Source organism: Metasolibacillus fluoroglycofenilyticus (assembly GCF_003049645.1).
In the GTDB taxonomy this organism is placed as follows: Bacteria; Bacillota; Bacilli; order Bacillales_A; family Planococcaceae; genus Metasolibacillus; species Metasolibacillus fluoroglycofenilyticus.
On the sequence record NZ_PYWK01000001.1, the window covers coordinates 1,064,371 to 1,089,083 of the forward strand.

Genomic DNA, 24,713 nt, shown 5'->3' on the forward strand with positions numbered 1-24,713 from the left:
ATTCAATTATGCCGAGGCTTAATTCATCAGGTTGTTAATATAGGATAAAGGAGTGAACGTGATGTTGCGTGACCGAGGGAATAAAAAATGGTCTGCCATGATGCTGAGCGAGCATATGGAAATGCTGCGCAATTTAGATAAGGAGCAGATGAAAGAGTATCCTTTAGAACGTGCGGAATGGGAGTTAGAGCATTTGCAACAAACTGTGCAATACGCTCTTCAAACAAAGGCAATAATTTGCCTTATTTTATGGCAAGGGTCGTCTTTTCATGAAGTCATCGGTGTTATTACAGCGCACCAGCAGGAAATGCAGGAGCTAGTTGTTACAACATCTACGCAAACGAAGCGAATTGCTATTTCCTCACTTTATTCAGCACAATTAATGGATGAGTATGATGATTCACTGCAATGAGCGTCAGTTGGTCCATAAGTTTATTATTTTAGAGCTGACAATGCGCACATTACAGTATGATTTTTCACTGCTGTCTACATTAAAAATGCATAGATTTTATACACATATTATGGAGAAACTCGTCAAAAAATTGCGCTTAGAATACGAGACACATAAGCAATTATTGAAGAAACAAGGCATACGCTTTGTGCAACTTGTGAAAGTAAATGAATATTTTTGTGATGTGATACTGGCAACATCAGGTGAGGATTTAACAATACGCTATGCCAATCAAACATTAAAAAAAGAGGTAGAGCGGTTGATTTTACTTTATTTTGAGTAAACTAACGGTTGACTTGTTCTACGAAAATAAACAAACTCTCGCTAGGTAATTGGGCGAGGGTTTTTTATAATGAAAGTAAGGAGGCGGGAGGATGGAGCATTTTCAATTTGCTATAAAGCTAGCTACGAAACGAAAAGAATTAGGCGTGACACAGGAGCAGGTGGCACAGTATGTAGGTGTGTCAAAGGCAGCAGTATCGAAATGGGAAAAGGGGCAGAGCTATCCAGATATTACATTGTTGCCGAAGCTCGCAACTTATTTTAATATGACGATTGATGCATTGTTAGGCTATGAACCACAAATGACAAAGGCACATATGCGAAAAGTGTATGCGACATTAGCCGAAAAATTTAACAAGCATAGCTTTGCTGAAGTACAACAAGAGATGGAGGAATTGCTTGCGGAATATTATGCGTGTTTTCCTTTTCTTCTACAAATGGCACAGCTATATTTGAATTATTATAAGCAGGCAGATGATTCTGTAGCAATTTTACAGCGAGTAGATGAGCTATGTCAGCGCATTATGGAGCATTGTAGTGATGTGAAGGTTATTTATGAAGCAGAGATGCTGTTAGCCTATGTCAAACTGGAGCAGGGGCAATTTGAGCAAGTGCTAGAAATTTTAGGTGAAGAGGCGCGTATGCAATATGGCTCGGAGCATCTTATTGCTATGGCACTATCGATGCGTGGCAATCAAGAGAAGGCAAAGGAAATATTGCAGGTGAGCATGTATCAGCATATGCTTGGCACAATTAGCAGTGCTACAAATTTATTGCAATATGAAGTAGAGAATCCAAGTCATTTTGATGAAACTGTTCAACGAGTTGAGGCAATGTTGCAGTTATTTACAATTCAAAGATTAAATATGAATGCTGGGCTTGTCTTTTATTTACAGGCGGCGGCAGGTTATATACAGCAGCAGCGTGAGCAACAGGCAATCGAAATGTTAGAGAAGTATTGTCAAATATGCTTAAATATTAAATTTCCAATCGAGCTACGTGGAGATAGCTATTTTTACCTGCTAGATAATTGGATTGCCAACAATATTCATCTCGGTGCACAAGCGCCACGCGATGAGCAGTCCATTAAGCGTGATTTACTCGCAAGTATTACAAAGCAGCCTGTTTTTGCAAGTGTTGTGCAGCATGTAAGATTACAAAAGATGCTATATAGAGTAGCGCAATATTTACAAATTGAGGAGGAGATTGTGTGAGTGAGCTTCAACAAATACCTTGGGCATTAGTAGCGCCAATTTTAGTCGTGCAGTTCATTTTAATGATTGTTGCATTGATTGATTTAAAGCGTATTTATGCAACTAATGGACCGAAATGGATATGGCTAATACTTATTTTAATTAGTGGTATATTAGGTTCCATTGCTTATTTCATTGTTGGGAGACGACAGGCATGACATTATTACAAGTTGAGCAATTGACAAAAAACTTTGTGGGGAAAAATGTGGTGGACGGCGTAAGCTTTGAATTAGAACCGCTAACCGCCACAGCACTTATCGGTCCAAATGGTGCAGGGAAAACGACGACGATGTCAATGATTGTAGGGTTGTTACAGCAAACGAGCGGTACGGTTACGATGCAAGGAGTACAGGATATACGGGGGAGCGTCGGCTTTCTACCACAGTATCCACAATTTTATCCTTGGCTATCGGCTTTAGAATATGTAGAAATGGTTGGAAAATTGAGTGGCGTGCCTGCAAGGGGCTTGCGAGAGAAAAGTATCAAAATGCTAGAGTATGTAGGATTAGGTGATGCACTACATAAAAAAACAGCAACTTTTTCTGGGGGAATGAAGCAGCGTCTCGGTATTGCCCAGGCAATTATTCACGAGCCAAAGCTGTTGCTATTAGATGAGCCTGTATCAGCGCTGGACCCTATTGGACGACAGGAAATAATGAATTTATTAAAAGAATTGCAGCAGCAGACAACGATTTTATACTCAACGCATATTTTGCATGATGCCGAAAAAATGACGGATCAGGTGCTATTTATGAAAAATGGACAGTTAGTAGAGCAAGGTTCATTAGTATCAATCCAGCAAAAGTATGCTGACCCAAGATATCATATACAATTTGTACGGGAGCAGGAGGCTGCGAATTTCGCAGTGCGTTACGCTGGACAGCTTGATGGTCTTTCTGTTTATTTACCAATACAGCAGCCGATACAGCAAGTACTACAATTATTGGCTACAGAACAATTAGAGATTGTTAAAGTGGAGCGTGTGACAGCAAGCTTAGATGAAATTTTTATTTTGATTCAGCAAATGTCGGATACCCCAAAGTCGTAACAACAAGTATCGAATAGTTAACTGACTATAAAGTGAAACTTCAATCAGTAGGCGCTTTTTCCACTGAATGTTAGTTGAACCAATCGAGCTTTTACGGGCAGTTGAATTCCCATCTATCCTGAAGCTGATTATCACTGAAGTCATGATGTAAGGGGGTTACTGCCCTTTACTGTGGGATAAAAATAGAGTCCTCGACGACTGTTGCAAAGAGCTTGCTGAAAGTGTCGGTAGAGGCATAATTGATGAGAAAGGTGGCGTAGCAATGACACAATTTTCGGTATTGCTGAAAAAAGAGTTTTTAGAAAGCTGGCGTAGCTTTAAATTTTTATGGATACCACTCGTTTTTATATTTTTAGGTGTTACAGAGCCATTAACTAATTATTATATTGAAGATATTTTAGCAGCAGTTGGCAATATGCCGGAAGGCTTTGAAATGCTTTTTCCTGAGTTGACTGCGGCTGATATTTTATTATCAACAACGGGACAATATCAATTGATTGGGCTACTTGTTTTAATTAGTGCATTTATTGGCTCTGTAAGTCGGGAGCGCCATAATGGAACCGCGACATTATTATATGTTCGCCCAATTTCAGCAGCAGTTATTTTTATGAGTAAATGGATGATGGCTTCCATCGTTAGTATAGTAAGTGCAGTACTAGGCTATTTGGCAAGTATGTATTATACAGTCATTTTATTCGGCTCGGTTGCCGTTGATGATTTTGTAAAAATGCTATTAACCTATTGTGTCTGGTTAGTGCTTGTAATGGCCATTACAATTGCAATGAGCGCAGCATTTCAAACAGGTGTGGCAGCAGCAATTGCTATTATACTTATACCAGTCGGTCTATTTGTTGACTCGGCAATTGGAGGATTTTGGACTTGGACACCTTGGAAACTAGTGAACCATGGGTTAAGCTTTGTGACTGACACAATTATTATGGCTGATTTTCAAATGGCATTGCTCTTTACAGTAATTGCAATTATTAGTTTTAGTGGACTCGGCATTTTAGCAACAAAGCGTAACTGGCGTTTAACAAAGGTATGAAGAAATGTCTGAGAGGGCGTGTCTGAAAAAATATTTTGAGACACGCCTTCACGACGAAAATAGTGACCATTTATCCCGCATTAACGGGCAGTAAGGCGACCACTTTAAGGCTTGAGTGAAAATATGCTAAAGGATAAGTGAGAGAACAATTGCCCGTAAAAGCCCGATTGGTTTAACTAACAATCCGTGGAGAAAAGCATCCACTGATTGAAGTTTCACTTTATTGTGACAACCGCTGGAGCCCGCTTTTTTAGATAACTTTTATTATTGGATAGGCGTTTCATAAATCATCAATGTTTGCCCTTCCTGTAAAGAGCTTGATTGGAGCTTATTCCACTGTTTCAGCGATGTGATGCTCACATTATAGCTTTCTGCAATACTGTTTAAAGAATCATCTGCTGATACAGTGACTGTTGTTTTATTTTCAATTGGATAATCATATTGAGTGAGGTCATATTGTTCAATTAATTGATTTAACTTCTGTTCATAATTTGTATCTGTAGCATAAGTACCTGTTAAATAGCTTGTCACATCACGATAAGAGGAAGTATTACTTTTAAAGGTAGCGTGATAGAATGCTTTATCCCATGACACACCATTGCGTAATAAATTAGCATAATCTCGCAAGGAAGCCTCATAGGAGGGGTATTTCCGAAATTCATCTAAAATCGTTGTTAGATTACCATTTCCATCGTCCTCTTGTGTTTCCAACGTTACAGAGTTATTTTTATATTTGCCCTTAATACCAAATAAATTGTAATTCGGCTCAGTAGCAAGCCCACTTTGTCCTTTATTACTTTCTAAAATTGCCTGTGCAAGCATAACGGATGCATATAAATCATTTTCAGCAGCTAGCTTACGTGCAGTCTCTCCAATTGTGCCAATAAACTGCTCAACGCTTAAATCCTCTTCGATTGTCTTAGGAATGGACTGTTCATATTGATTAGAAGAAAAAATAGTAAGTAATGCATATATTCCAAGCACAAATAGCATAATAACAATGCCAAGCGTGAATAATAGTCTTTTTAATAGTTTCATACGTACGAGCGCCCTCTCTTTTTTATTACTATTAAAAGTTTAGCATGATAAACTTTATCATGCAAAAAAGGGAGGAGGGAAATTTTTAACTTCTTTCAGTATATTTATTTGCGACGAGTAATCGCAGAAGCGTATGTTTTTATACCGAAAGCGTAGCGACAAATCTGATTTGTACCGATAGCAAGGCGACAGATATAGGTACAGAAGTCTCGCACCTCAGTGAACTTTTACCAAATAGCTTGATAAATCTGTCGTATCCACTTGCTAAAAAATACTACATAGTGCTTTAAAAATAAGGGCATTTTTTTGTCGCATCCTACAAATACTATTAATAAAATATTATATAGGATGTGACGTGTTGAAAAAAATATACGTATTCATATCACTAGTGCTTTTGCTGGCTATCATTAGTTTTTTAACAACAAAGGAAGAGGCGGCCGCTAATCGCAGTAGGCAATATTATGAAGAAGCGGGGCAAGTTGTTTGGGATATTCATACAGATCAAAAAGTTTTGGCGCTTACATTTGATGATGGTCCCCATAAAGAATATACATCTGAGATTTTAGATTTGCTTGCATTGCATAAGGCGAAGGCTACATTTTTTATTATTGGTGAAAATGCCAAGAAAAATCCCGAGCTTATAGAGCGTATAGACACAGATGGACACGAAATTGCCAATCATACGTATACGCATCCTTTAAAGACGACAGTACCTAAGTTACTGAAAGAAATCGAACAAACTTCGGAACTTCTGTATCAAATTACGGGGAACAGACCTAAGCTATTCCGTCCTGTTGGTGGGCAGTATACGGATGCGATGATTGATGCCATTGCAGATTCAGGTTATAAAGTTGTGATGTGGTCATGGCATTTGGATACGGAGGATTGGAAGGAGCCAGGAGTAGAAAAAATCGTTCGTATAGTGAATAGTGCCAAAGAAGGTGATGTCATCCTATTTCATGATGGAGGAGGCAATCGCGAGCAAACGGTTGAGGCGTTGAGGCAGGTTTTACCAAAACTACAGGAGCAAGGCTATACATTTGTAACGATTTCAGAATTATTAGCAATACAGCAATCTACTATTCAAAAATAAAAAGGAAGCCCCACATGGACAAAAGAAATTTTTAATGTGGGGCGTTTTTACTTTTCTCAATAACCAAATTGCGTAATAATAGAAAAGTAAAAATGAAAGAGGAGTTGGTTTATGGATGGACATAGGTACGAAAGGTGAATTTATTCGCCGTGCAATATTCATTATTATTGGAGCAGCGATTGCTGCTTATGGGCTAGAGGCAGTATTAATTCCAAATGCGGTGATTGATGGTGGCGTAACAGGTGTCGGCATTATGGGGAACTATCTTTTTGGTGTTCCACTAGGTGTTTTACTGTTCGTCTTAAATTTACCTTTTATATATTTAGGCTACAAGCAAGTAGGGAAAACTTTTGCGATACTTAGCTCGATTGGGATTGTAACTTTATCGATTTCAGCAGTATTAATGTCTGGCATGGCGCCTATTTTAGGTGAAAAAGACCCTTTGCTTATCGTATTATCAGGAGGGGTTTTGCTCGGTGTTGGAATTGGTATCGTCTTACGTAATGGTGGCGCACTAGATGGCTCGGAGGTACTTGCTGTACTTATATCACGTAATATACCTTTTTCGGTAGGGGATGTTATTTTATTTATTAATGCCTTTATTTTTACAGGCGCAAGCTTTATTTATGGCTTGGAAAGTGCATTATACTCTGCAGCTACATACTATATTGCAAAAATTGTTATTGATGTGATTCAAGTAGGGCTTGAAAGCTCAAAGTCAGTACAAATTATTAGTAAAAATGCACGAAATATTGGACAAGCACTTCAAGACCGACTAGGACGTGGTATCACATACACGTCAGGTACTGGTGGATTTTCAAATGAACCAGTAGAGTTGATTCATTGTATCATTACTCGAATGGAGGAAAGTAAAGTTTTAACAATTGTCAAAGAACATGACCCGAATGCCTTCATTGTTATTACAGACGTAGCCGAAGTGCGCGGCGGTAGCTTTAAGAAGAGAAATATTCACTAAAAATAGGGGCTGGGGCTGTCCAAAAAGCCGTGCATAGCCGGCATTTTGGACAGTAGCGGTGATGTTTCGCAAAATGTTGATTCCTATAAGCAGAGAACGCCTCTTTTAAAAATGTGATGAACATTGGCTTTAGCAGCGTTATCCTTCAGTAAAAATGAAGCGATGAAAGCATTGATTTCAATGCGGTGCTAAAACAAAATGGACCTTTCGGACAACTCCAGCCCTTTGTTTCTAGATAAAATATTCGCTAAAAACATCTGCTTCTACTTTATTTGTCACTATCCTCATCGCAAAATGGCTTTTCAGACGACCCTACGGTGATGTTTCAGCAAAGTTTTGTTATTGCTTTGTGTACTTTTTAATCGCAGGAATAATTTCGTCCCCAATTAATTCGATATTTTTCATTATTTGATTGAAAGGAACACCGCCGAAGTCAATTTGTGCCATGAAGCGTTGTTGACCGAATAATTCATACTGGTAGAGCATTTTTTCAATAATTTGCTGTGGGCTGCCGACCATGAGAGCATCCTTTGTATTGCTACCAAGCTCAACTTGGTGGCGAGGATAGCCACTACCCCGAATCGCTAGAAAGCCGCTGTGTAAATGCGGATACATTTCGTCGATTGCTTGTTGTGTTGTTTCTGCCACATAAAATAAGCTTGTTGTTGCGATTGGTAGGTTGGCTGGGTCGAAGCCGCTTTCAGTTGCAGCGTCACGATATGCATCGACGGAAACTTTAAAGTTTGCAGCTGGTCCGCCTAATGTTGTGAGCATCATTGGCACACCCATATGTCCCGCTTTAATTGCGCTTGCTGGCGGACCACCAACTGCCCGCCAAATCGGCAATGAGCCTTCCTTTGGCTGTGGATAAATCACCGCATTAATTAAAGGTGGACGGAATTGTCCTTCCCATGTAATTTTTTCTTTTTCGTTAAGTTTCATTAATAGTTCTAGTTTTTCTTCGAATAAATCCTCGTAATAAGCTAAGTCATAGCCGAATAGCTCATAAGCGCCAACGCGAGAGCCACGCCCTGCGACAATTTCAGCACGCCCATTTGAGATTAAGTCAATTGTTGCAAAATCTTCGTATACACGTACAGGGTCAGCTACACTTAAAACAGTAGCAGAGCTCGCGATTTTAATATGCTTTGTAGCCTGTGCGATTGCTCCTAAAATAACCGTATGTGCCTGTGAGGTAAAATGTGTTTGATGACTTTCACCAACAGCAAATACGTCAATACCAGCCTGTTCTGCTAGTGTACTCGCTTCGATTAATTCTTGAATACGCTGCTGTGCTGAAATGCGCTCTCCAGTTAATGGGTTAGCCATATGGTCACCTAGAGAATAAAGTCCAAATTCTATCCCTTTAGTTGGGTCGATGCGGTAATTTTGCATAATTATTCGTCTCCTTCGATTGGCTTTAAGTGCGCTTCAATTTCTGTACGACGCCCTTCTAAAAATGGTGGCAAATCTAATTTTTCGCCTAGTGTTGCTATATCTCCGTCAATTGTAAAGCCTGGGCCGTCAGTTGCAATTTCGAAAAGAATACCATTTGACTCGCGGAAATATAAGCTTTCAAAATAATAACGGTCGATAATGCCTGATGTGGGAAAGCCGAGCTCTTTAACACGCTCATCCCAATAAGCGAGCTCTTCATGATTGCGCACGCGAATGGCTAAATGATGAATGCTGCCACGACCGGGCTTTTCACTAGGACCATCCAGCTCTTTAATGACGATTTCACCAAAGGCTTGCCCTTTAATTGATTGAAAAACTGCTTCATCTTCTGTGCAACTTATTTCTTTGTAATTAAGCATTTGCAATGTGCTTGCGATTTTATCAAGGCGTTTCACTGTTATTTCTACAGTACCCATACCTAAAATTTGATGCTCTGCAGGGACAGGCGATTTAGCCCATGTTTGCCAGTAATCAATCACTTCGCCATTTGCGGCAAGGAGTACTATGCGTAAACCTTCCTCGTCCTCAAAATGGAGGGCAGGGCGGTTGGCATATGTCGTAATTTCACCATGTTTTACATTGTAGTTCGCCAAGCGTTGTTGCCAATAAACTAAGCTGTCTTCTGTAGGGACAAGTAAACCAATTTGTGTGATAGCATTTGTGCCACGGTGTGTTCGTCCAATAAAAGGCATTTCAAAAAATGATAATTCTGTACCTGGGCTACCTGTTGTGTCCCCATAAAAGAGATGGTACATCGATGGGTCATCTTGATTCACAGTTAGTTTTACACGACGCAACCCTAAAATATGACGATAAAAATGATTATTTTGCTTCGCATCTTTTGTTAGCATAGAAATATGATGATGTCCTGGAATCGTATACATATCAATCGCTCCTTGTATGTTGTTGCTTCCACTTTACTACTTGAAAATTGAATATGCAAGAAAAATATCTCGAATTCAAGATATTTTCTTCTAAGTGATTGACAGCGTTAAATATGTATGGTAAATTTATCTCGAATTCGAGGTAATTTGAGTTTTAGGATTGGTTAGCGGGATTTTTCAGCATATTAGTGGAAAGTTAACAATAATCGACAAAACGGATTATGAACAAATACGATATCGGAGGAATGACAAATGAATCATTTAAAAGGAATCCATCACGTAACAGCAATTACAAGCAGTGCAGAAAAGAACTATGAATTTTTCACATACGTATTAGGGATGCGTTTAGTAAAAAAAACGGTCAATCAAGATGATATTCAAACATATCATTTATTTTTTGCTGATGATAAAGGTTCAGCAGGAACAGATATGACGTTTTTTGATTTCCCAGGTATTCCAAAGGGGGTACATGGTACAAATGAAATTTCAAAAACATCATTCCGTGTACCAACAGATGAGGCACTTAATTATTGGGCAAAGCGTTTTAATCGTTTACAAGTAAAGCATACAGGTATAAAAGAGCAATTTGGTAAAAAAATATTATCTTTTGTCGACTTTGATGAACAGCATTATCAGCTCATTTCCGATGAAACAAATAATGGTGTTGCTTCAGGTACTCCGTGGGAAAAGGGACCGATTCCATTAGAATATGCAATTACAGGATTAGGTCCAATATTTATTCGCATTAGTGATTTTTCTTTCTTCAAGCAAATGTTAGAAAAAGTAATGCTATTTAAAGAAGTTGCACAGGAAGATTCGTTCCATTTATTTGAAGTGGGCGAAGGCGGGAATGGCGCTCAAATTATCGTAGAGCATAATACGGTACTGCCGAATGCACGTCAAGGTTTTGGAACGGTACACCACGCAGCATTTCGTGTGGAGGATCGTGCAATGCTAGATGAATGGCAGACGCATTTTGAAAGCTTTGGTTTGCATACATCAGGCTATGTCAATCGCCATTTCTTTGAGTCGTTATATACTCGTGTTGCACCACAAATTTTATTTGAGCTAGCAACAGATGGTCCAGGCTTTATGGGGGATGAGCCGTATGAAACGCTAGGGGAAAAGCTTTCCTTACCGCCATTTTTAGAGCCAAAGCGTGAGCAAATTGAACGCTTAGTACGACCAATTGATACTATACGTAGCACGAAAAATATCGAAAAAGAGTATGAATAAGGGAGCTAATCATATGGAATTTCAACAACTAATTGAGCAACGTCGTTCAGCTAATAACTTTTTATTAGATGTCCTGATTACTGAGGCTGATTTAAAAGAAATTTTTGATGACGTGAAATATACGCCAACAGCTTTTAATTTACAGCATGCGCATTATTACGCTGTGATGGATAAGGAGAAGAAGGAGCAAATACGGGAAGCAGCTAACGGTCAATACAAGGTGCATAGTGCCTCCGCTGTTCTTATCGTAACAGGTGATCGCTATGCCTATCGGCAGACAGAGTGCTTGAATCAAGGGATGCGTGACTTAGGCATCATTACAGAAGGAGAGCTACAAGACCTCATTAAGGAAAATACGGTCTTTTACGAAGGTCGAGGAGAGCAGTTTATGAAGGAGGAGGCTATCCGTAATGCCTCGTTATCTGGGATGATGTTTATGCTGGCAGCTAAAAATCGAGGTTGGGATACATGCCCGATGATTGGCTTTGACCAAGAGAAAGTGCGTGAGCTTATGCAAATTCCTGCTAATCAAGAAGTTGTATTAATGATTACAATTGGCAAGGAAAAGGAAAAAAGTCGCCGTTTAAGAGGCTATCGCAAGCCAGTAAACGAGTTCGTGCAATTTATTTAAGGGGAAAGGCTTCGAAAGAGCAGTGTGGTGGCCTGCTCTTTCGACGCTTTTGATAGTGCTATTTTAAAAAATTCACTCGTTAAAATAGCAAGAAGGTTCTTTGAAAACGAGAGAAACACTGAATTTAGCAGCATTTTTTTGAATTTAAAATAAAATGAGCGTAAAGTGGATTTTTCACTGCGCTGGGGGGAATTTAATCTTTTAAGACAGCCCACGTGCAAAATGAGATATCTTTTTGATGTTTTCACTTTAATGTAAGGAAACCCCTCTCTGTTTTGCTGAGCAAACAATTTATCCAAAGACCAATAAAAGCGTCCAACAAGCTGGCAACCGCATGGCTTGTTGGACGCTTTTTTATCCCATAATATTGTAGCCAGAGTCTACATATATCGTTTCGCCTGTTACGCCACGCGATAGTGTGCTGAGCATTACAATTGTCATGTCTGCAACTTCCTCTTGGTTTGTGTTGCGCTTTAATGGCGATTGCTCTTCGATTTTGTGTAAAATTTGGTTGAAGCTTGGTACGCCCTTTGCTGCTAGTGTACGAATGGCACCAGCAGAAATTGCATTGACGCGAATATTATCTGTGCCTAAGTCAGCCGCTAAATAACGCATAGCTGCCTCTAAAGCTGCCTTTGCGACGCCCATTACATTGTAGCCGTCTAATACGCGCTCTGCTCCTAAGTAGCTCATCGTAACGATGGAAGCACCATCCGCTAAATAAGGCTTCGCTGCTTTACTAACAGCAACTAATGAATATGCGCTTGTATCTTGCGCGAAAGCATAGCCTTCACGTGAAGTTTCATGGAAGCGATTTTTTAAATCCTCTGCATGTGCGAAGGCAACTGAATGGACGATGCCATGAATGTCGCCAAACTGTGTGCTAATTTGCTTGAAAGCTTGTGCAATGCTGTCATCGCTATTTACATCACACTCGATAACAGCCGTTTTATAATCTGTATAATCAGCTAGCATTTTTTCAATTTTTCCTTTTGAACGTTCTTTTCGGTACGTGAAAATAACGTTTGCGCCTACTTCAAATAATTTTTTTGCAATGCCCCAAGCGATGCTACGCTCATTCGCAACACCCATCACAACAACATTCTTATTTTTTAATTGTAAAATATCCATCATTTGCACTCCTTTAGTACAATAATATCTGTTATTAGTACCAACTACTAAAAATAACTATAACACGATAAAAAAAAGCACGCAATAGATTTTTCTTCTACTCGCATGCTCTGTATAACACTTGTCATCATTATTTTGCAAATCTCTATGAAGTTTGAGAGATTCACCAAATATTATTCAAATTTTAATGAGTCACCGTCAAATGTTTCGTCAGCTACTTTAATAGAATCTGTTGGGCAACCTTCAAATGCGTCTTGCATATCTTCTAATAAATCTTCTGGAACAGCACATGTTCCCATATTATCGTCTAAAATAACGAAGGCAATCCCTTCATCATCGTAATCATAAATATCTGGTGCCGCAGCGCCACATGCGCCACAAGCAATACATGTATCTTTATCGACAATTGTATATTTTGGCATTAGATTCTCTCCTTTTTTCCGTTCGCTTTCTGATAAGCTTCTTTCTTATTCTATAGTGGTTCACTATACTTTTCAACAGGCAATACTTGATTGTCATAGAAATGTCTAAGTGCGTAGCAATTGTGTCAGGCATGACAAGGACTTGGAGAAATGATTATAATATGGAGTGAAACGAGAATTTAGAAGGTATTTTAATTAGTACAAATGTAGCAAAAGCTGTGGAGAGAAAGCGTTCAATTCTATTTTGCTTTAAATATTGTTGGAATTAATCCGATACAAATACAGAAAAAAGTTTAGGCAATTAATTTTCGTGTTGACCTAAAAATAGGGGGTTTTTTTATGGAACATATACACGGATCTCATGATACAATATTAGTCATTTTCTCATATATTGTTGCTGTTGCAGCAGCATATACGGTATTAGATTTGGTTGGAAGAATTAGTAATTTAAAAGGGAGATCTAGACTACTGTGGCTGCTATTTGGAGCGAGTGCTATGGGGCTAGGTATTTGGTCGATGCATTTTGTAGGGATGCTGGCATTTTCACTACCAGTACCTGTTGCCTATAATATTATTATTGTCATTATTTCGGTAATCGCTGCAATTATTGGCTCGTTTATAGCACTGCATTTAGTCAGTCGTAATAGCCGGTTAACATTGCCGCGCTTATTAAGCGCTAGTGCTTCATTAGCTACTGGAATTGTTGCAATGCATTATATTGGTATGGAAGCGATGCAAATTGGTATTTCTTACGATTTATCTTTTGTTGCTTTATCTATAATAATTGCACTTTTAGCATCTTTTGTTGCTCTTTTATTGGCATTCTTTTTTAGAAATGGAGAGGGGAATCCGAAAACATTTGCCAAGCTCGGAAGTGGATTAATTATGGGGGCAGCTATTGCTGGTATGCATTATGTTGGGATGCACGCAGCGCATTTTTACATAGATGAAAATATGAAATCTAGTGCAGGAGTCGTTTTTAATCAACAGTTTCTAGGCTATTTCATTTCAACTGGTACATTGTTTTCATTAATTATCTCTTTGCTTGGTATTTATTTATCGAATAAAATCTCGTTTAAGGATTCCGAAATTGAAGAGAAAACAAAAGAGATATATAAGATGAATGAGGAGCTGAAGGAGCTAAATAGCAATTTGGAGCAATTAGTAAAAGAACGCACAGCGCAGCTTGAACAGGCTCATGATGAAGCGATTAAGGCAAATATGGTAAAAAGTAAATTTTTAGCGAATATGAGCCATGAGTTACGCACGCCTCTTAACGCTATTATTGGTTATAGTGAGATGCTGGCAGAGGAAGCGGAAGATATAGGGGAAACATTATTTGTTGATGATTTAACTAAAATCCGAAATGCAGGAAGCCACTTGCTTTCATTAATAAATGATATATTAGATATTTCAAAAATTGAGGCAGGCAAAATGGAGGTATATTTCGAGAAAGTTGCGATTCAGCAGCTTGTACAAGATGTTATTGCTACAGTTAAGCCACTTGTAGACCAAAATAATAATGAATTAGTAGCGCGAATAAGCGATGGCGAAATGACAACAGACGTGACGAAGCTAAGGCAAATTTTAATTAATTTGATTAGCAATGCAAGTAAATTTACGAAAGATGGCATAGTTACAATTACGGTTGAAGAAGAAACGCGCAAAGCGCAAGCAGGCTATAGCTTCTGTATTCAGGATACGGGAATTGGTATGACTGCTGAGCAAGTAGACAAGCTATTTCAACCATTCACTCAGGCAGATGCTTCCACAACGCGAAAGTATGGTGGCACAGGGCTTGGTTTAGCAATTAGTCAAAGCTTTAGTGAAATATTAGGCGGAGCAATTAGCGTTGAAAGTAAAGAGGGTGTTGGCAGTACGTTTACATGCTGGCTACCGATGTCAAAAGTAGAAGAATCCATGATAGTCGATAAGGCAGATGTGCATAAGCTTGAAAAGAAAAGCAAGGTAAATGTTTTGCATATTGATGATGAGCCATTGAATCACCAATTAATGAAGCATTATTTAGCAAAGGAGGACTGGACGTTAGCTTATGCCTCAAATGGTCAGGAAGGGCTGGAAATGGCGAGAAGGCTACAGCCTGAAGTGATTTGCCTAGATATTTTAATGCCGAGCATGGACGGTTGGAGTGTGCTAACGGCTTTGAAAAATGATGAGGAGTTACAGCATATACCCGTCATTATTTGGTCGATGGTGAAGGATGAGTCTTTAGGCTATTCCCTTGGCGCATCTGAATATTTAACAAAACCAATTAATAAAGAGTCGCTAGTAAGTGCGTTAGAGCGTTATGTTACAGAGAAGCAGCAATTGCAGGTGCTTGTTGTAGAAGACGACATAATGACAAGTGAATTGATGACTAAATTATTAAATAAAGAAGGTTATGCTGTTACGCAGGCACGCAACGGTCAGCATGCAATTGATTGTGTGAAAAATGAAAAGCCACAACTGATTTTACTCGATTTAATGATGCCTGAAATGGATGGCTTCCAATTTATTGATGAATTAAGGAAAATAACGGAATGGCGTGATATACCTGTTGTTGTCGTAACTGCTAAAACATTGACCGGAGAAGAACATTTGAAACTGAGTAGCTATGTTGAGAGCATCGTGCAAAAAGGGATGATTAAACATAAAATGCTGCTGGAGAAAATCGAAGAAATTTTAATTAAAGAATAAAAGGATTTGATGGAATGCAAACTATTTTGCTTGTAGAGGATAACGATATGAATCGTGATATGCTAGCAAGAAGATTAACTCGAAAAGGGTTTTTTGTAGTGGCGGCAGAGGATGGACAACAAGGAATTGACTATGCGATAGCGGAGCAGCCAGCATTAATTTTAATGGATTTAAGCTTGCCAGTAGTTGATGGCTGGGAGGCAACGAGGCAATTGAAGGCGAACGCAATGACGAAGCATATTCCCATCATTGTTTTAACAGCACACGCAATGAAAGAGGATGAGGAAAAGGCCTATCAAGCAGGCTGTGATGACTATGATACGAAGCCGATAATACTAGAGCGTTTACTTGAAAAAATGACGAAAGCGTTAGCAGGTAGATGAATGGAGCGGGAAGAATGGAAGAAATAAAACAAGCGAAAATTTTAGTCGTTGATGATCAAGAATATAATGTCAGCCTATTAGAGCGCATTTTACGTCGTGCAGGATTTGAGCATATATATAGCACAATGGACCCTTTTCAAGCAGGACCTCTCTTTGAAGAGAAAAATCCCGATATTGTTTTACTTGATTTGCATATGCCAGGTTTAGATGGTCTTCAAATACTTCAATCGATTCGTAGTAAAGATGCGGTTTTGCCGGTATTAATGCTGACGGCAGACTTAACACCAGAGGCTAAGAAGCAAGCTTTTCAAGAGGGGATTAGCGATTTTTTAACTAAGCCTATTGATCGAATTGATCTTGTTTTACGCATAACAAATTTATTACAAACACGTGTACTCTACGGTCAGTTACGTATGCAAAATCAATTATTGGAAGAGAAAGTACAGCAAAGAACGCAGGAGCTACAGCAGGCAAAATACGAAATTTTAAATTTATTGGCGAAGGCATCAGAGTATCGTGACGATGAAACGGGCGAGCATACAGAGCGTGTCGGTCATTTATCTGGCTTAATTGCAGAGCGTTTAAATTTACCAAAAGCTGAGATAGAGCTTATTCGTTTAGCAGCCCCTTTACACGACATTGGAAAAATCGGCATTCCAGATCATATATTGCTAAAGCCTGGGCGCTTTGAGGCGGATGAATTTGAACGGATGAAAACACATACGACAATCGGTGCAGATATTTTAGCGAATAGCGTGTTTTCAACGCTGAAAATGGCACGCAAAATTGCGATAGCACATCATGAGCGCTGGGACGGGACAGGCTATCCAAACGGAATTTCAGGTGAGGCTATTCCAATTGAGGCGCGAATCGTTGCATTAGCAGATTTCTATGATGCACTAACACATGAGCGTCCATATAAAAGGGCATGGACACCTGAAGAAACAATGGTGGAAATTCAAGCGCAAAGGGGCAAGCATTTTGACCCAGCCGTTGTCGATGTGTTTGTGGAGCTTTACAATGAGAAGTTAATCGTCGAATGCGTATAAAAGAAAAGGGCTGTAGGAAAATTGGGCGCTAGCCTGCATTTCCCTACAGCCTTAAATTAAGCTTGTGAATTTACAAGAATTTTAATATGATTTTTTTCCTTCATTAACGCTTCAAAGCCTTCTGTTACTACTTCATCTAATGCGATGTGCTTTGTCACAATTTAAAATGTAAAATAGAGAATTAGCACTTAATAGGTTTTTTCTGTTAGCTGCGCTATACTGGAAGTAAATTGTCGAATGAAGGTGGGAGGCAGCGTTGATTTTTCAACAAATTTTACTAGCAATTTTCTTAAAATTAAATAATGAAAGAACCGTAGCCTCTGCTTATCATTTGCTGCGTGGTAAAAAGTCAGGGCAAACAATACAGGATGCTGGCATTTTTTCCTTGCATGCTTATTTTAGTCTACTGCCAAAACTTTCAAGACAAAAGTTTAATGAATCTGTTCAACTTTTTGTGGAAGCAGACTATTTGCATATGGATGAAGCTGGTTATTATACATTGACAGCTAGTGGGATAGAGCAGGCGAAAAAGGGCGTTCCTTGCACCTTTGACGGTTGGCATTATCGAGGCAACGAGCATATTTTTTATGCGCGTCTTTCTCTTATTGTGCAAGCATTATCTCATCAATCAGCGAAGATAAAAGCGTTTATCCCCATTCAACGCGATGAAAAAATACAGTATTTTGCACGTCAATTTTTAAGACGTCACCAATATCAAGCTGGGGCTTTACAAGTGTTGCTGTTGCAGGAAATTACAGATAGCTTGGAATCATTGGCTGTAACAGAAGAGCAGCGAGAGCTATTAATCAATCGTTTAACAGGTGTCGGTATGCCCGGCTTTACATGGCAGCAGCTTGCCTATCATGCAGAGCGTACGGAAATGGATGTCCAGCTCCTTTATATTTCCGCTTTACATAATTGGCTTCAGCATATTACACAGTATCCGTATTTAGCTGATATTGCGCAGCAGCTCCGCATTCGCATGCCACTAACAGACTCGGCCTTTCAAACAGCAAGGCTTTTTGAGCAAGGCTTTTCGCTCCAGCAAATAGCCCATACAAGAAATCTCAAGCAAAGCACGATAGAGGACCATTTAGTTGAGCTAGCGATGCACGATGCCACTTTTCCAATTGAGCATTTTGTTAAGCAGGAGGAGCTTCTACAGGTGCAACATGAGATTTCATCACGGGCTACGAAAAAATTAAAAGTATTGCGTGAGGCTTTACCGCATCTTACTTATTTCCAATTGCGTTTAGTATTAGCGAGAGGGGGCAATTAAATGTTGGAGCAAGCATTGCAAAAGCATTTTGGTTATACGAGCTTTCGACCGGGGCAAAAAGAAGTAATTGAGCAGCTTTTAGCCGGACAAGATGTCATTGCGCTATTACCAACAGGTATGGGGAAATCCATATGCTACCAGCTCCCAGCCTATTTATTAGATGCACCAGTCCTTATTGTTTCCCCGCTATTATCTTTAATGCAAGACCAAGTGGACCAATTGAAGCAATTTGGCGAAAAGCGTGTTATAGCTCTAAATTCATTTTTAACAGCACAGCAAAAGCGCTATGCTCTACATTTCTTACATGAATATCGCTTTATTTTCGCATCCCCAGAAATGCTGATGCAACCTCAAGTAAAGGAGCGGCTTAAGGAGATGAGGCTTGGGCTTATCGTAGCGGATGAGGCACATTGTATTTCGCAATGGGGCTTTGACTTTCGTCCTGATTATTTGCGTTTAAGTGAAATCATTCCAACGAATAATAAACCGCCCATTTTAGCGTTGTCTGCAACGGCAACTAAAACGGTATTGCAAGATATTGAAACCTATTTATCAATGCAGTCTCCTTTTTATTTTTTACATTCAGTGAATCGCCCGAATATTCACTTAGCAAAGCGTTTTTTTCAACAGAAGGATGAAAAAATCAAATGGATACTTGAGCATGTTAAAACGACAGAGGGACCAGGCATTATTTATACGCAATCGCGCGGTAAAACAGAGGCGCTTAGCTTAGCGCTTCTCGAGCGTGGGATTGCAGCGGCGGCATATCATGCAGGCAAGGAGGCGGAGGACCGCCAATTTATTCAGCAGCAATTTTTAGGCGGCAAGTTAGATTGGATTGTGGCAACAAATGCATTTGGTATGGGTGTACATAAAGGTAATATTCGTCAGGTGATTCATGAATTTATGCCATCAAATATTGCGAATTATATGCAGGAAATTGGTCGTGCAGGTAGGGACGGACAGCCGGCAGTAGCGACATTGCTCTATGCAGATGGAGATGAGCAATTTTCTCAATTTATCGTGACCGAGGATTTGCCCAAAACGCAGCATATTGAACAATATATGAGCTGCTTGGCAAGCGGACATAATCCGATGCGCATGCTTGAGGCTGGCGGGATTTCTGAAACGGCTTTTCGTGTTTTGCACTATTGGATGCAGCAGGAAAGTAGTGAAGCTGTGCAAATACGCTTGCAGCAAATGGAGCTAGATAAATATAAAGCGGTACAGGAAATGCTGCAAGTCGTACACTCGACTAATTGTATGCGCGAGCAAATTGTTCATTATTTCGGTCAACAACTAACTGAAAAAACGGCGAATTGCTGCCAAAATTGTGGTCTTATTTTTGAAGAAATACTTACTGCACAATTAATTATTGAAGAGCCAGACCAGCAATTAACATGGCAGGAGCGTTTGCAGCGAATACTGCTAGGGTGAAGCGCGATTGATTTTTTTGTAGAATTTAGTCATAATATGTTTATAGAATAGTAGTGTAAGGAGGGGTGTGTTGTGACACAAGAAAATTATAGAGAAAAAATTGAAGAGCACCGTCAAGAAATCGAATTTGATGGTCGATTAGAAAGAAAGTCACGCACAAGTAAAAAACCTAAAAAACGAAAAAGCCCACTTATTCGAAATATGACGATATTGTTTATATTTATACCTTTACTTGTATTAGGCTATGTACATTTCTTTTATGAGCCGAAAAGTTTAGCAGTGGAAAAGGATGGTTCGGTTACGGTGGAGCCGAACAAGCCATCTATTGAAAATAATGAACAGCAAATAGCGGCAGCCGAAAAAGAGAAGGCTGAGCAAGAGGCAGCGGCACAGGCTGAAAAGGAAGCGGCAGCGAAAGCGCAGGCTGAACAAGAGGCACAAGCAAAGGCGCAAGCCGAAAAGGAAGCGGCGGCGAAAGCACAGGCTGAAAAAGAAGCACAGGCAAAGGCGCAAGCCGAAAAAGAGGCAGCAGCAAAAGCACAAGCTGAAAAACAGGCGAAGGAAGATGCAGAAAAGCTAGCCTCATCTCAAACACATGTCGTTCAGCCAAATGAAAACCTGTATCGTATTTCTTTAAAATATTATAATAATGGAAACGGCGTGCAAAAAATTATGCAAGCGAATAATTTAAGCTCAGAAAATATTGTCGTTGGACAAACACTTATTATTCCGCAATAAGATGAAAAAATAATAAAGCAAATATTAACGAATGACGTGTTTTTTGTAATATACTAAGAGGGCTACCTAGAGGGATTTAACCTTTCTAGGTAGCCCTGTTTCCGTAAGAAATGCCATCGAATAGGGGTTTTAAAGTGTGAAATTCATATTAATAGGAGTAGGAATTATTTGCGTATGTATTTGGTATATGTGGCGTCAAGCATTTGAAAATAATGTGCGTCATCATCCTTTACAACTGCAAGGTCAAACCCCTCAAAGCTTGCGTATTTTTTTTATTTCAGATATTCATTTGCGTCTCATTAACCAACAAATGCTAAAAGCAATCGGAAAAGTAGAGGCGGTCATTATCGGCGGTGATTTATGCGATAGGCGTACACCATTTGAGCGGGTGCGCAGCAATATTGAACAGTTGCAGCAACTCGGTCCTATTTACTTTGTCTGGGGAAATAATGACCATGAAGTAGGAGAGCAACGCTTACGTCAGTTATTTGCTGAAATGGATGTGACAATACTTGAAAATGATGCGCAATTACTCGCAGGGCAAAATCGCATATGGCTTAGCGCCATTCAAGATACATCCACAAAAAAATATAGCTTTGAGCAGGCATTTGCGAAATGCCAAACGGATGATATTACATTTTTTATTTCACATAATCCGCAAGTTTTTTATCGTGTAGAGCGTTATTTTACACCGCAGCTAATGATGGGTGGACATTTGCATGGCGGACAAATTCGTTTTTGGAAATTCGGTGTGCATCCGAAAGGCTCTTATTCTGTGCGAAATGGAGTGCCGACGCTTATAAGCAATGGCTATGGTACGACATTATTGCCATTGCGCTTAGGTGCGAAGCCAGAGTGTCACGTAATCGATGTGACAATTGAAGAAAAGTAAGGAGAATGAAGTATGCATAAAGTAGACGCTTTAATTGTCGGTGGTGGTCCCTGTGGCTTGGCAGCGGCAATTGAGTTACAGGCAATTGGTTTACGTCCTGTTGTGATTGAAAAAGGCAATATCGTTAATTCGCTATATAATTACCCAACACACCAAACATTTTTCAGCACGAGTGAAAAATTAGCGATTGGTGATGTACCGTTTATTGTGGAGGAACGAAAGCCGAGGCGCAATCAAGCACTCGTTTATTATCGCGAGGTTGTGCGTGCAAAAAAAATTAATATTCACCGCTTCGAGAAGGTTGAAAAGGTAGAAAAAAGTGGCGACAACTTCAAAGTTACAACGAGTAAAGCGCTATATGAAACACCATATGTCATCATTGCAACAGGCTATTATGATAACCCAAATTTTATGGGCATTACAGGTGAGGATTTGCCAAAGGTCTATCATTATTTTAAAGAGGCACACCCATTTTTCGATACTAAGGTATTGGTTATTGGTGGTAAAAACTCGGCTGTAGATGCCGCGTTAGAGCTACAAAAGGCTGGGGCACATGTTACAGTCGTTTATCGTGGGAGTGAATATTCGCCGAGTGTTAAGCCATGGGTGCTACCAGAGTTTGATGCTTTAGTTCGCTTAGGTGAAATTGTGATGCATTTTGATAGCGAAGTAAAAGCGATTTATGAAGAGGAAGTCGTTATTTCTAAAGCAGGCAAGCATTTGCAAATTGCGAATGATTTCGTCTTTGCAATGACAGGCTATCACCCTGACCATGACTTTATTCATGCAATGGGTGTCGAAATTGACGCGGCAACTGGTCGCCCGCATTTTAATGAGGAGACAATGGAAACGAATGTTGCAAATCTATTTATCGCAGGTGTTATTGCGGCAGGTAATAATGCCAATGAAATCTTTATAGAGAATGGACGCTTCCATGGTGGGATGATTGCGAAGGCGGTTCAGAAGAAATTTAAAGCACCACGACGTCCTTAAATATAGTAAGCTCCTAATTTGATGTGAGGAATTTTTCATTCATCTTATTAGGAGCTTGCTTTTTGTTATATTTATTTATAAAGGTGTTGTCCGAAAAGTCCATTTTGTTTTGATACCGCATTGAAATAAATGTTTTCATCGCTTGAAGGATAACACTGCTAAAGCCAATGTTCATCCCATTTTTAAAAGAGGCGTTTTCTGTTTATATGAATCAACATTTTGTGAAACATCCTCGCTACTGTCCAAAATACCGGCAACCGCAAGGTTTTTTGGGCGCTTTTATAGTTAGAAAAAGTCCTTCAGCTCGACAGGATGATGCACTTGGTTTAAGCCGATTAATAGCTTTAGGCGAGCTTTTTGACCATTGATGCCTGTAGCGAAAATAACACCTGCATCTTCTAGTTGCTTGCCTCCCCCCTCATAACCGTAAACCCCTTCTGCAATACCGTTAAAGCAGCGTGATACAAGAATGACAGGCATACCGTTTGCTACAAGTGTTTTGATACGTTTTGCCACGGCAGGTGTGACATTGCCTTGTCCAAAGCCCTCTAACACAAGTCCATCGTATTGTAATGTAGCCACCGCATCAATTAAATCGGCTTCCATCCCTGCATATGCTTTTAGGAGAGCGACGCGCTTTTCTATTTTTTCAACTTCTACAAATTGGCGCTTTACAGGCATATGATGGATATGTACTGTCTTTTTTGTAATTAAGCCAATAGGGCCATATTGCGGGCTTTGGAAGGTATTGACGCTAGAAGTCGATGTTTTTGTAATATTAAATGCATGATGAATTTCATCATTCATAACAACAAGTACCCCTTTTTCACGTGCTTCCTTTGAGCAGGCTACACGCACTGCCTCTAATAAATTATATACGCCATCTGCTCCAAGTTCGTTGGAAGAACGCATTGCCCCAGTTAGAACGATGGGGAAATTATAGCGTGTTGTCAAATCTAAAAAGTAGGCTGTTTCCTCTAATGTATCTGTACCATGTGTAATCACTACTCCGTCAATTGCATATTTATCAACATGCTCAGCAATACAATTGCGCAGCAGTAGCATTTCATTTGGCGTAATATGTGGTGACGGCAAATTAAACGCCTCTACTTCGATAATATTAGCGTAGGTCGAGAGCATATGCTTCTCTGCCCTTAGCGGGTTTTGCTCGTTTAGCATAACTGCGCCTGTGTCCGCGCTCATTTTCATTGAAATCGTACCACCCGTATGAATTAATAAAATCGTTTTTTTTGACATAAAAAAATCCCCTTTTGAAATCAGTATGAATGCATTTAATGTTATAATAACAATATCTAAATAAATTGTTAAGGAATGTTTTACCCCGCATTAACGGGCAGTAAGACAAACTTAAGTGAAAATACGCAAATGATAAGTGGGAGGCCCGTAAAAGCCCGATTGGTTCAACTAACAATCAGTGGGGAGGAGGAAAACCTCCACGGATTGAAGTTTCACTTTATCTATATAGAAAAGGAGCTTACAATATGTTCATACTATTATCAGCAGCGATAGCTCCAGCACTAGCTCTTTTAGGCTATTTTTATATGCGCAATCAAATGGCTACAGAGCCACGTAGAACGCTTATTCAAGCATTTTTATACGGGGCAGTGGTGACATTTCCTATTTTATTTATTCAATATGTGGTGGAAGAAGAACGAGCGCTTACCTCTCCATTTATGACCAATGTTGTGTTTACAAGTACGATTGAGGAATTTTTTAAGTGGCTTATTATTTTTATTCTCATTTTTAGACATATTGAGTTTGATGATCCATATGATGGCATTTTATACGGTGCGGCTGTATCACTCGGCTTTGCTACTGTTGAGAATGTGTTATATTTATTATCGTTTGGCTTAGATACAGCCTTTGTGAGAGCATTACTTCCTGTTTCAAGCCATGCATTGTTTGGTGTTGTAATGGGCTATTATTTTGGGAAAAATAAGTTTTCCAATAATGATAAAGAAAAGGAATATTTATTTTTATCGTTATTTATTCCGATTGCGTTGCATTTTAGCTATAATTTGATTTGGACGCTAGGTGGCAATTTTATTTACTTAATGGTGCCGTTTATGCTGTTTTTATGGTGGTTTGGCTTACGTAAAGTAAAGCTTGCCCATCAACATTTAATTGAACATTTAATTGAAAACAATCGACATTAGAAGGTATTTGAAAAGTAGGCAGACACGCCACTTTCCAGATACCTTTTGCTTTTTGCTTAGGAAAGCTCTGCTCCAATTAGAAAAATAAATATCAGATGTATAAATCAAGGCGCACTTCGC

The 24,713-nt window shown here is 39.4% G+C and carries 25 protein-coding genes; 19 read left to right on the forward strand and 6 right to left on the reverse strand.

Annotated elements, in window-relative coordinates:
• Positions 1 to 61: 61 nt before the first annotated feature.
• From C9J36_RS04755 to C9J36_RS04785, 6 genes are all read left to right on the forward strand, one after another.
• Positions 62 to 412 (forward strand): YolD-like family protein, encoded by a 351-nt coding sequence (locus C9J36_RS04755; protein ID WP_107942379.1) that lies wholly within the window; start codon positions 62 to 64, stop codon positions 410 to 412.
• Positions 413 to 419: 7 nt separating this feature from the next.
• A complete protein-coding gene (locus C9J36_RS04760; RefSeq protein ID WP_153061589.1) occupies positions 420 to 734 on the forward strand; it encodes a YhjD family protein in 315 nt (104 codons plus the stop codon).
• 91 nt (positions 735 to 825) lie between these two features.
• A complete protein-coding gene (locus C9J36_RS04765) occupies positions 826 to 1,947 on the forward strand; it encodes a helix-turn-helix domain-containing protein (RefSeq protein ID WP_066170993.1) in 1,122 nt (373 codons plus the stop codon).
• Positions 1,944 to 2,144 (forward strand): PLDc N-terminal domain-containing protein, encoded by a 201-nt coding sequence (locus tag C9J36_RS04770; RefSeq protein ID WP_066170990.1) that lies wholly within the window; start codon positions 1,944 to 1,946, stop codon positions 2,142 to 2,144. The genes C9J36_RS04765 and C9J36_RS04770 overlap by 4 nt, the downstream gene beginning before the upstream one ends.
• Positions 2,141 to 3,034, forward strand: a complete 894-nt coding sequence (locus C9J36_RS04775; protein ID WP_107942380.1) for an ABC transporter ATP-binding protein — start codon at positions 2,141 to 2,143, stop codon at positions 3,032 to 3,034. The genes C9J36_RS04770 and C9J36_RS04775 overlap by 4 nt, the downstream gene beginning before the upstream one ends.
• Before the next feature lie 262 nt (positions 3,035 to 3,296).
• Complete coding sequence (locus C9J36_RS04785) at positions 3,297 to 4,079, forward strand: ABC transporter permease (RefSeq protein WP_107942382.1); 783 nt, start codon at positions 3,297 to 3,299, stop codon at positions 4,077 to 4,079.
• Positions 4,080 to 4,343: 264 nt separating this feature from the next.
• On the opposite strand, the gene C9J36_RS04790 is transcribed toward C9J36_RS04785, so the two are convergent.
• Positions 4,344 to 5,117, reverse strand: coding sequence for a glucosaminidase domain-containing protein (locus C9J36_RS04790; protein WP_066170981.1), 774 nt, complete (start codon positions 5,115 to 5,117; stop codon positions 4,344 to 4,346).
• A 358-nt stretch (positions 5,118 to 5,475) separates the two neighbouring features.
• Between C9J36_RS04790 and C9J36_RS04795 the strand changes: the two genes are divergently transcribed.
• Positions 5,476 to 6,210 carry a polysaccharide deacetylase family protein gene (locus C9J36_RS04795; protein WP_107942383.1) on the forward strand — a complete coding sequence of 245 codons (735 nt, stop codon included), beginning with the start codon at positions 5,476 to 5,478 and terminating at the stop codon, positions 6,208 to 6,210.
• Positions 6,211 to 6,325: 115 nt separating this feature from the next.
• Entirely contained in the window at positions 6,326 to 7,186 is an 861-nt protein-coding gene (locus C9J36_RS04800) for a YitT family protein (protein ID WP_107942384.1), read from the forward strand.
• Positions 7,187 to 7,525: 339 nt separating this feature from the next.
• Here the strand turns inward: C9J36_RS04800 and C9J36_RS04805 are convergent, their stop codons facing one another.
• A complete protein-coding gene (locus C9J36_RS04805) occupies positions 7,526 to 8,581 on the reverse strand; it encodes an LLM class flavin-dependent oxidoreductase (RefSeq protein ID WP_107942385.1) in 1,056 nt (351 codons plus the stop codon).
• A gap of 2 nt (positions 8,582 to 8,583) precedes the next feature.
• Positions 8,584 to 9,528, reverse strand: a complete 945-nt coding sequence (locus tag C9J36_RS04810) for a ring-cleaving dioxygenase (protein WP_107942386.1) — start codon at positions 9,526 to 9,528, stop codon at positions 8,584 to 8,586.
• Positions 9,529 to 9,780: 252 nt separating this feature from the next.
• On the opposite strand from C9J36_RS04810, the gene C9J36_RS04815 reads away from it, so the two are divergent.
• Both C9J36_RS04815 and C9J36_RS04820 read left to right on the forward strand, forming a co-directional pair.
• Entirely contained in the window at positions 9,781 to 10,764 is a 984-nt protein-coding gene (locus C9J36_RS04815; RefSeq protein ID WP_107942387.1) for a ring-cleaving dioxygenase, read from the forward strand.
• Between the two features lie 13 nt (positions 10,765 to 10,777).
• Complete coding sequence (locus tag C9J36_RS04820; protein WP_107942388.1) at positions 10,778 to 11,395, forward strand: nitroreductase family protein; 618 nt, start codon at positions 10,778 to 10,780, stop codon at positions 11,393 to 11,395.
• A gap of 354 nt (positions 11,396 to 11,749) precedes the next feature.
• Here the strand turns inward: C9J36_RS04820 and C9J36_RS04825 are convergent, their stop codons facing one another.
• Together C9J36_RS04825 and C9J36_RS04830 are read right to left on the reverse strand one after the other, a co-directional pair.
• A complete protein-coding gene (locus C9J36_RS04825) occupies positions 11,750 to 12,529 on the reverse strand; it encodes an enoyl-ACP reductase FabI (RefSeq protein WP_283234858.1) in 780 nt (259 codons plus the stop codon).
• 170 nt (positions 12,530 to 12,699) lie between these two features.
• A complete protein-coding gene (locus C9J36_RS04830) occupies positions 12,700 to 12,948 on the reverse strand; it encodes a ferredoxin (protein WP_066171718.1) in 249 nt (82 codons plus the stop codon).
• 339 nt (positions 12,949 to 13,287) lie between these two features.
• Here C9J36_RS04830 and C9J36_RS04835 point away from each other — a divergent pair, with 339 nt between their 5' ends.
• The 8 genes from C9J36_RS04835 (at position 13,288) to C9J36_RS04875 (ending at position 22,416) form a co-directional block, all read left to right on the forward strand.
• On the forward strand, positions 13,288 to 15,645 hold the full coding sequence (locus C9J36_RS04835) for a response regulator (protein WP_107942390.1): 2,358 nt from the start codon (positions 13,288 to 13,290) through the stop codon (positions 15,643 to 15,645).
• A 14-nt stretch (positions 15,646 to 15,659) separates the two neighbouring features.
• The gene (locus C9J36_RS04840; protein ID WP_107942391.1) at positions 15,660 to 16,028 is read left to right on the forward strand and encodes a response regulator; all 369 of its coding nucleotides are present in this window, start codon (positions 15,660 to 15,662) and stop codon (positions 16,026 to 16,028) included.
• Between the two features lie 14 nt (positions 16,029 to 16,042).
• Positions 16,043 to 17,077, forward strand: coding sequence for an HD domain-containing phosphohydrolase (locus C9J36_RS04845; protein ID WP_107942392.1), 1,035 nt, complete (start codon positions 16,043 to 16,045; stop codon positions 17,075 to 17,077).
• Positions 17,078 to 17,333: 256 nt separating this feature from the next.
• Positions 17,334 to 18,356 (forward strand): YpbB family protein, encoded by a 1,023-nt coding sequence (locus C9J36_RS04855; RefSeq protein ID WP_107942393.1) that lies wholly within the window; start codon positions 17,334 to 17,336, stop codon positions 18,354 to 18,356.
• Positions 18,357 to 19,793 carry a RecQ family ATP-dependent DNA helicase gene (locus C9J36_RS04860; protein WP_107942394.1) on the forward strand — a complete coding sequence of 479 codons (1,437 nt, stop codon included), beginning with the start codon at positions 18,357 to 18,359 and terminating at the stop codon, positions 19,791 to 19,793.
• 72 nt (positions 19,794 to 19,865) lie between these two features.
• Positions 19,866 to 20,531 (forward strand): LysM peptidoglycan-binding domain-containing protein, encoded by a 666-nt coding sequence (locus C9J36_RS04865; RefSeq protein ID WP_066171705.1) that lies wholly within the window; start codon positions 19,866 to 19,868, stop codon positions 20,529 to 20,531.
• A gap of 136 nt (positions 20,532 to 20,667) precedes the next feature.
• The gene (locus C9J36_RS04870) at positions 20,668 to 21,423 is read left to right on the forward strand and encodes a metallophosphoesterase (protein ID WP_235616007.1); all 756 of its coding nucleotides are present in this window, start codon (positions 20,668 to 20,670) and stop codon (positions 21,421 to 21,423) included.
• A 12-nt stretch (positions 21,424 to 21,435) separates the two neighbouring features.
• The gene (locus tag C9J36_RS04875; RefSeq protein ID WP_107942395.1) at positions 21,436 to 22,416 is read left to right on the forward strand and encodes a YpdA family putative bacillithiol disulfide reductase; all 981 of its coding nucleotides are present in this window, start codon (positions 21,436 to 21,438) and stop codon (positions 22,414 to 22,416) included.
• Between the two features lie 285 nt (positions 22,417 to 22,701).
• Here C9J36_RS04875 and C9J36_RS04880 read toward each other — a convergent pair whose 3' ends face one another.
• Positions 22,702 to 23,673: an asparaginase gene (locus C9J36_RS04880; RefSeq protein ID WP_066171699.1), complete on the reverse strand. Its 972-nt coding sequence runs from the start codon at positions 23,671 to 23,673 to the stop codon at positions 22,702 to 22,704.
• A gap of 245 nt (positions 23,674 to 23,918) precedes the next feature.
• Between C9J36_RS04880 and prsW the strand changes: the two genes are divergently transcribed.
• Positions 23,919 to 24,593, forward strand: coding sequence for a glutamic-type intramembrane protease PrsW (prsW, locus tag C9J36_RS04885; RefSeq protein ID WP_066171696.1), 675 nt, complete (start codon positions 23,919 to 23,921; stop codon positions 24,591 to 24,593).
• The last annotated feature ends 120 nt before the right edge of the window (positions 24,594 to 24,713 follow it).

What these genes read in the sequence shown, in the direction of transcription:
- C9J36_RS04755 (WP_107942379.1), top strand. Translation starts at nt 62, where the DNA reads ATGTTGCGTGACCGAGGGAATAAAAAATGGTCTGCCATGATGCTGAGC.
- C9J36_RS04765 (WP_066170993.1), top strand. Translation starts at nt 826, where the DNA reads ATGGAGCATTTTCAATTTGCTATAAAGCTAGCTACGAAACGAAAAGAA.
- C9J36_RS04775 (WP_107942380.1), top strand. Translation starts at nt 2,141, where the DNA reads ATGACATTATTACAAGTTGAGCAATTGACAAAAAACTTTGTGGGGAAA.
- C9J36_RS04785 (WP_107942382.1), top strand. Translation starts at nt 3,297, where the DNA reads ATGACACAATTTTCGGTATTGCTGAAAAAAGAGTTTTTAGAAAGCTGG.
- C9J36_RS04790 (WP_066170981.1), bottom strand. Translation starts at nt 5,117, where the DNA reads ATGAAACTATTAAAAAGACTATTATTCACGCTTGGCATTGTTATTATG.
- C9J36_RS04800 (WP_107942384.1), top strand. Translation starts at nt 6,326, where the DNA reads ATGGACATAGGTACGAAAGGTGAATTTATTCGCCGTGCAATATTCATT.
- C9J36_RS04805 (WP_107942385.1), bottom strand. Translation starts at nt 8,581, where the DNA reads ATGCAAAATTACCGCATCGACCCAACTAAAGGGATAGAATTTGGACTT.
- C9J36_RS04810 (WP_107942386.1), bottom strand. Translation starts at nt 9,528, where the DNA reads ATGTATACGATTCCAGGACATCATCATATTTCTATGCTAACAAAAGAT.
- C9J36_RS04815 (WP_107942387.1), top strand. Translation starts at nt 9,781, where the DNA reads ATGAATCATTTAAAAGGAATCCATCACGTAACAGCAATTACAAGCAGT.
- C9J36_RS04820 (WP_107942388.1), top strand. Translation starts at nt 10,778, where the DNA reads ATGGAATTTCAACAACTAATTGAGCAACGTCGTTCAGCTAATAACTTT.
- C9J36_RS04825 (WP_283234858.1), bottom strand. Translation starts at nt 12,529, where the DNA reads ATGATGGATATTTTACAATTAAAAAATAAGAATGTTGTTGTGATGGGT.
- C9J36_RS04830 (WP_066171718.1), bottom strand. Translation starts at nt 12,948, where the DNA reads ATGCCAAAATATACAATTGTCGATAAAGATACATGTATTGCTTGTGGC.
- C9J36_RS04835 (WP_107942390.1), top strand. Translation starts at nt 13,288, where the DNA reads ATGGAACATATACACGGATCTCATGATACAATATTAGTCATTTTCTCA.
- C9J36_RS04840 (WP_107942391.1), top strand. Translation starts at nt 15,660, where the DNA reads ATGCAAACTATTTTGCTTGTAGAGGATAACGATATGAATCGTGATATG.
- C9J36_RS04845 (WP_107942392.1), top strand. Translation starts at nt 16,043, where the DNA reads ATGGAAGAAATAAAACAAGCGAAAATTTTAGTCGTTGATGATCAAGAA.
- C9J36_RS04860 (WP_107942394.1), top strand. Translation starts at nt 18,357, where the DNA reads ATGTTGGAGCAAGCATTGCAAAAGCATTTTGGTTATACGAGCTTTCGA.
- C9J36_RS04875 (WP_107942395.1), top strand. Translation starts at nt 21,436, where the DNA reads ATGCATAAAGTAGACGCTTTAATTGTCGGTGGTGGTCCCTGTGGCTTG.
- C9J36_RS04880 (WP_066171699.1), bottom strand. Translation starts at nt 23,673, where the DNA reads ATGTCAAAAAAAACGATTTTATTAATTCATACGGGTGGTACGATTTCA.
- prsW (WP_066171696.1), top strand. Translation starts at nt 23,919, where the DNA reads ATGTTCATACTATTATCAGCAGCGATAGCTCCAGCACTAGCTCTTTTA.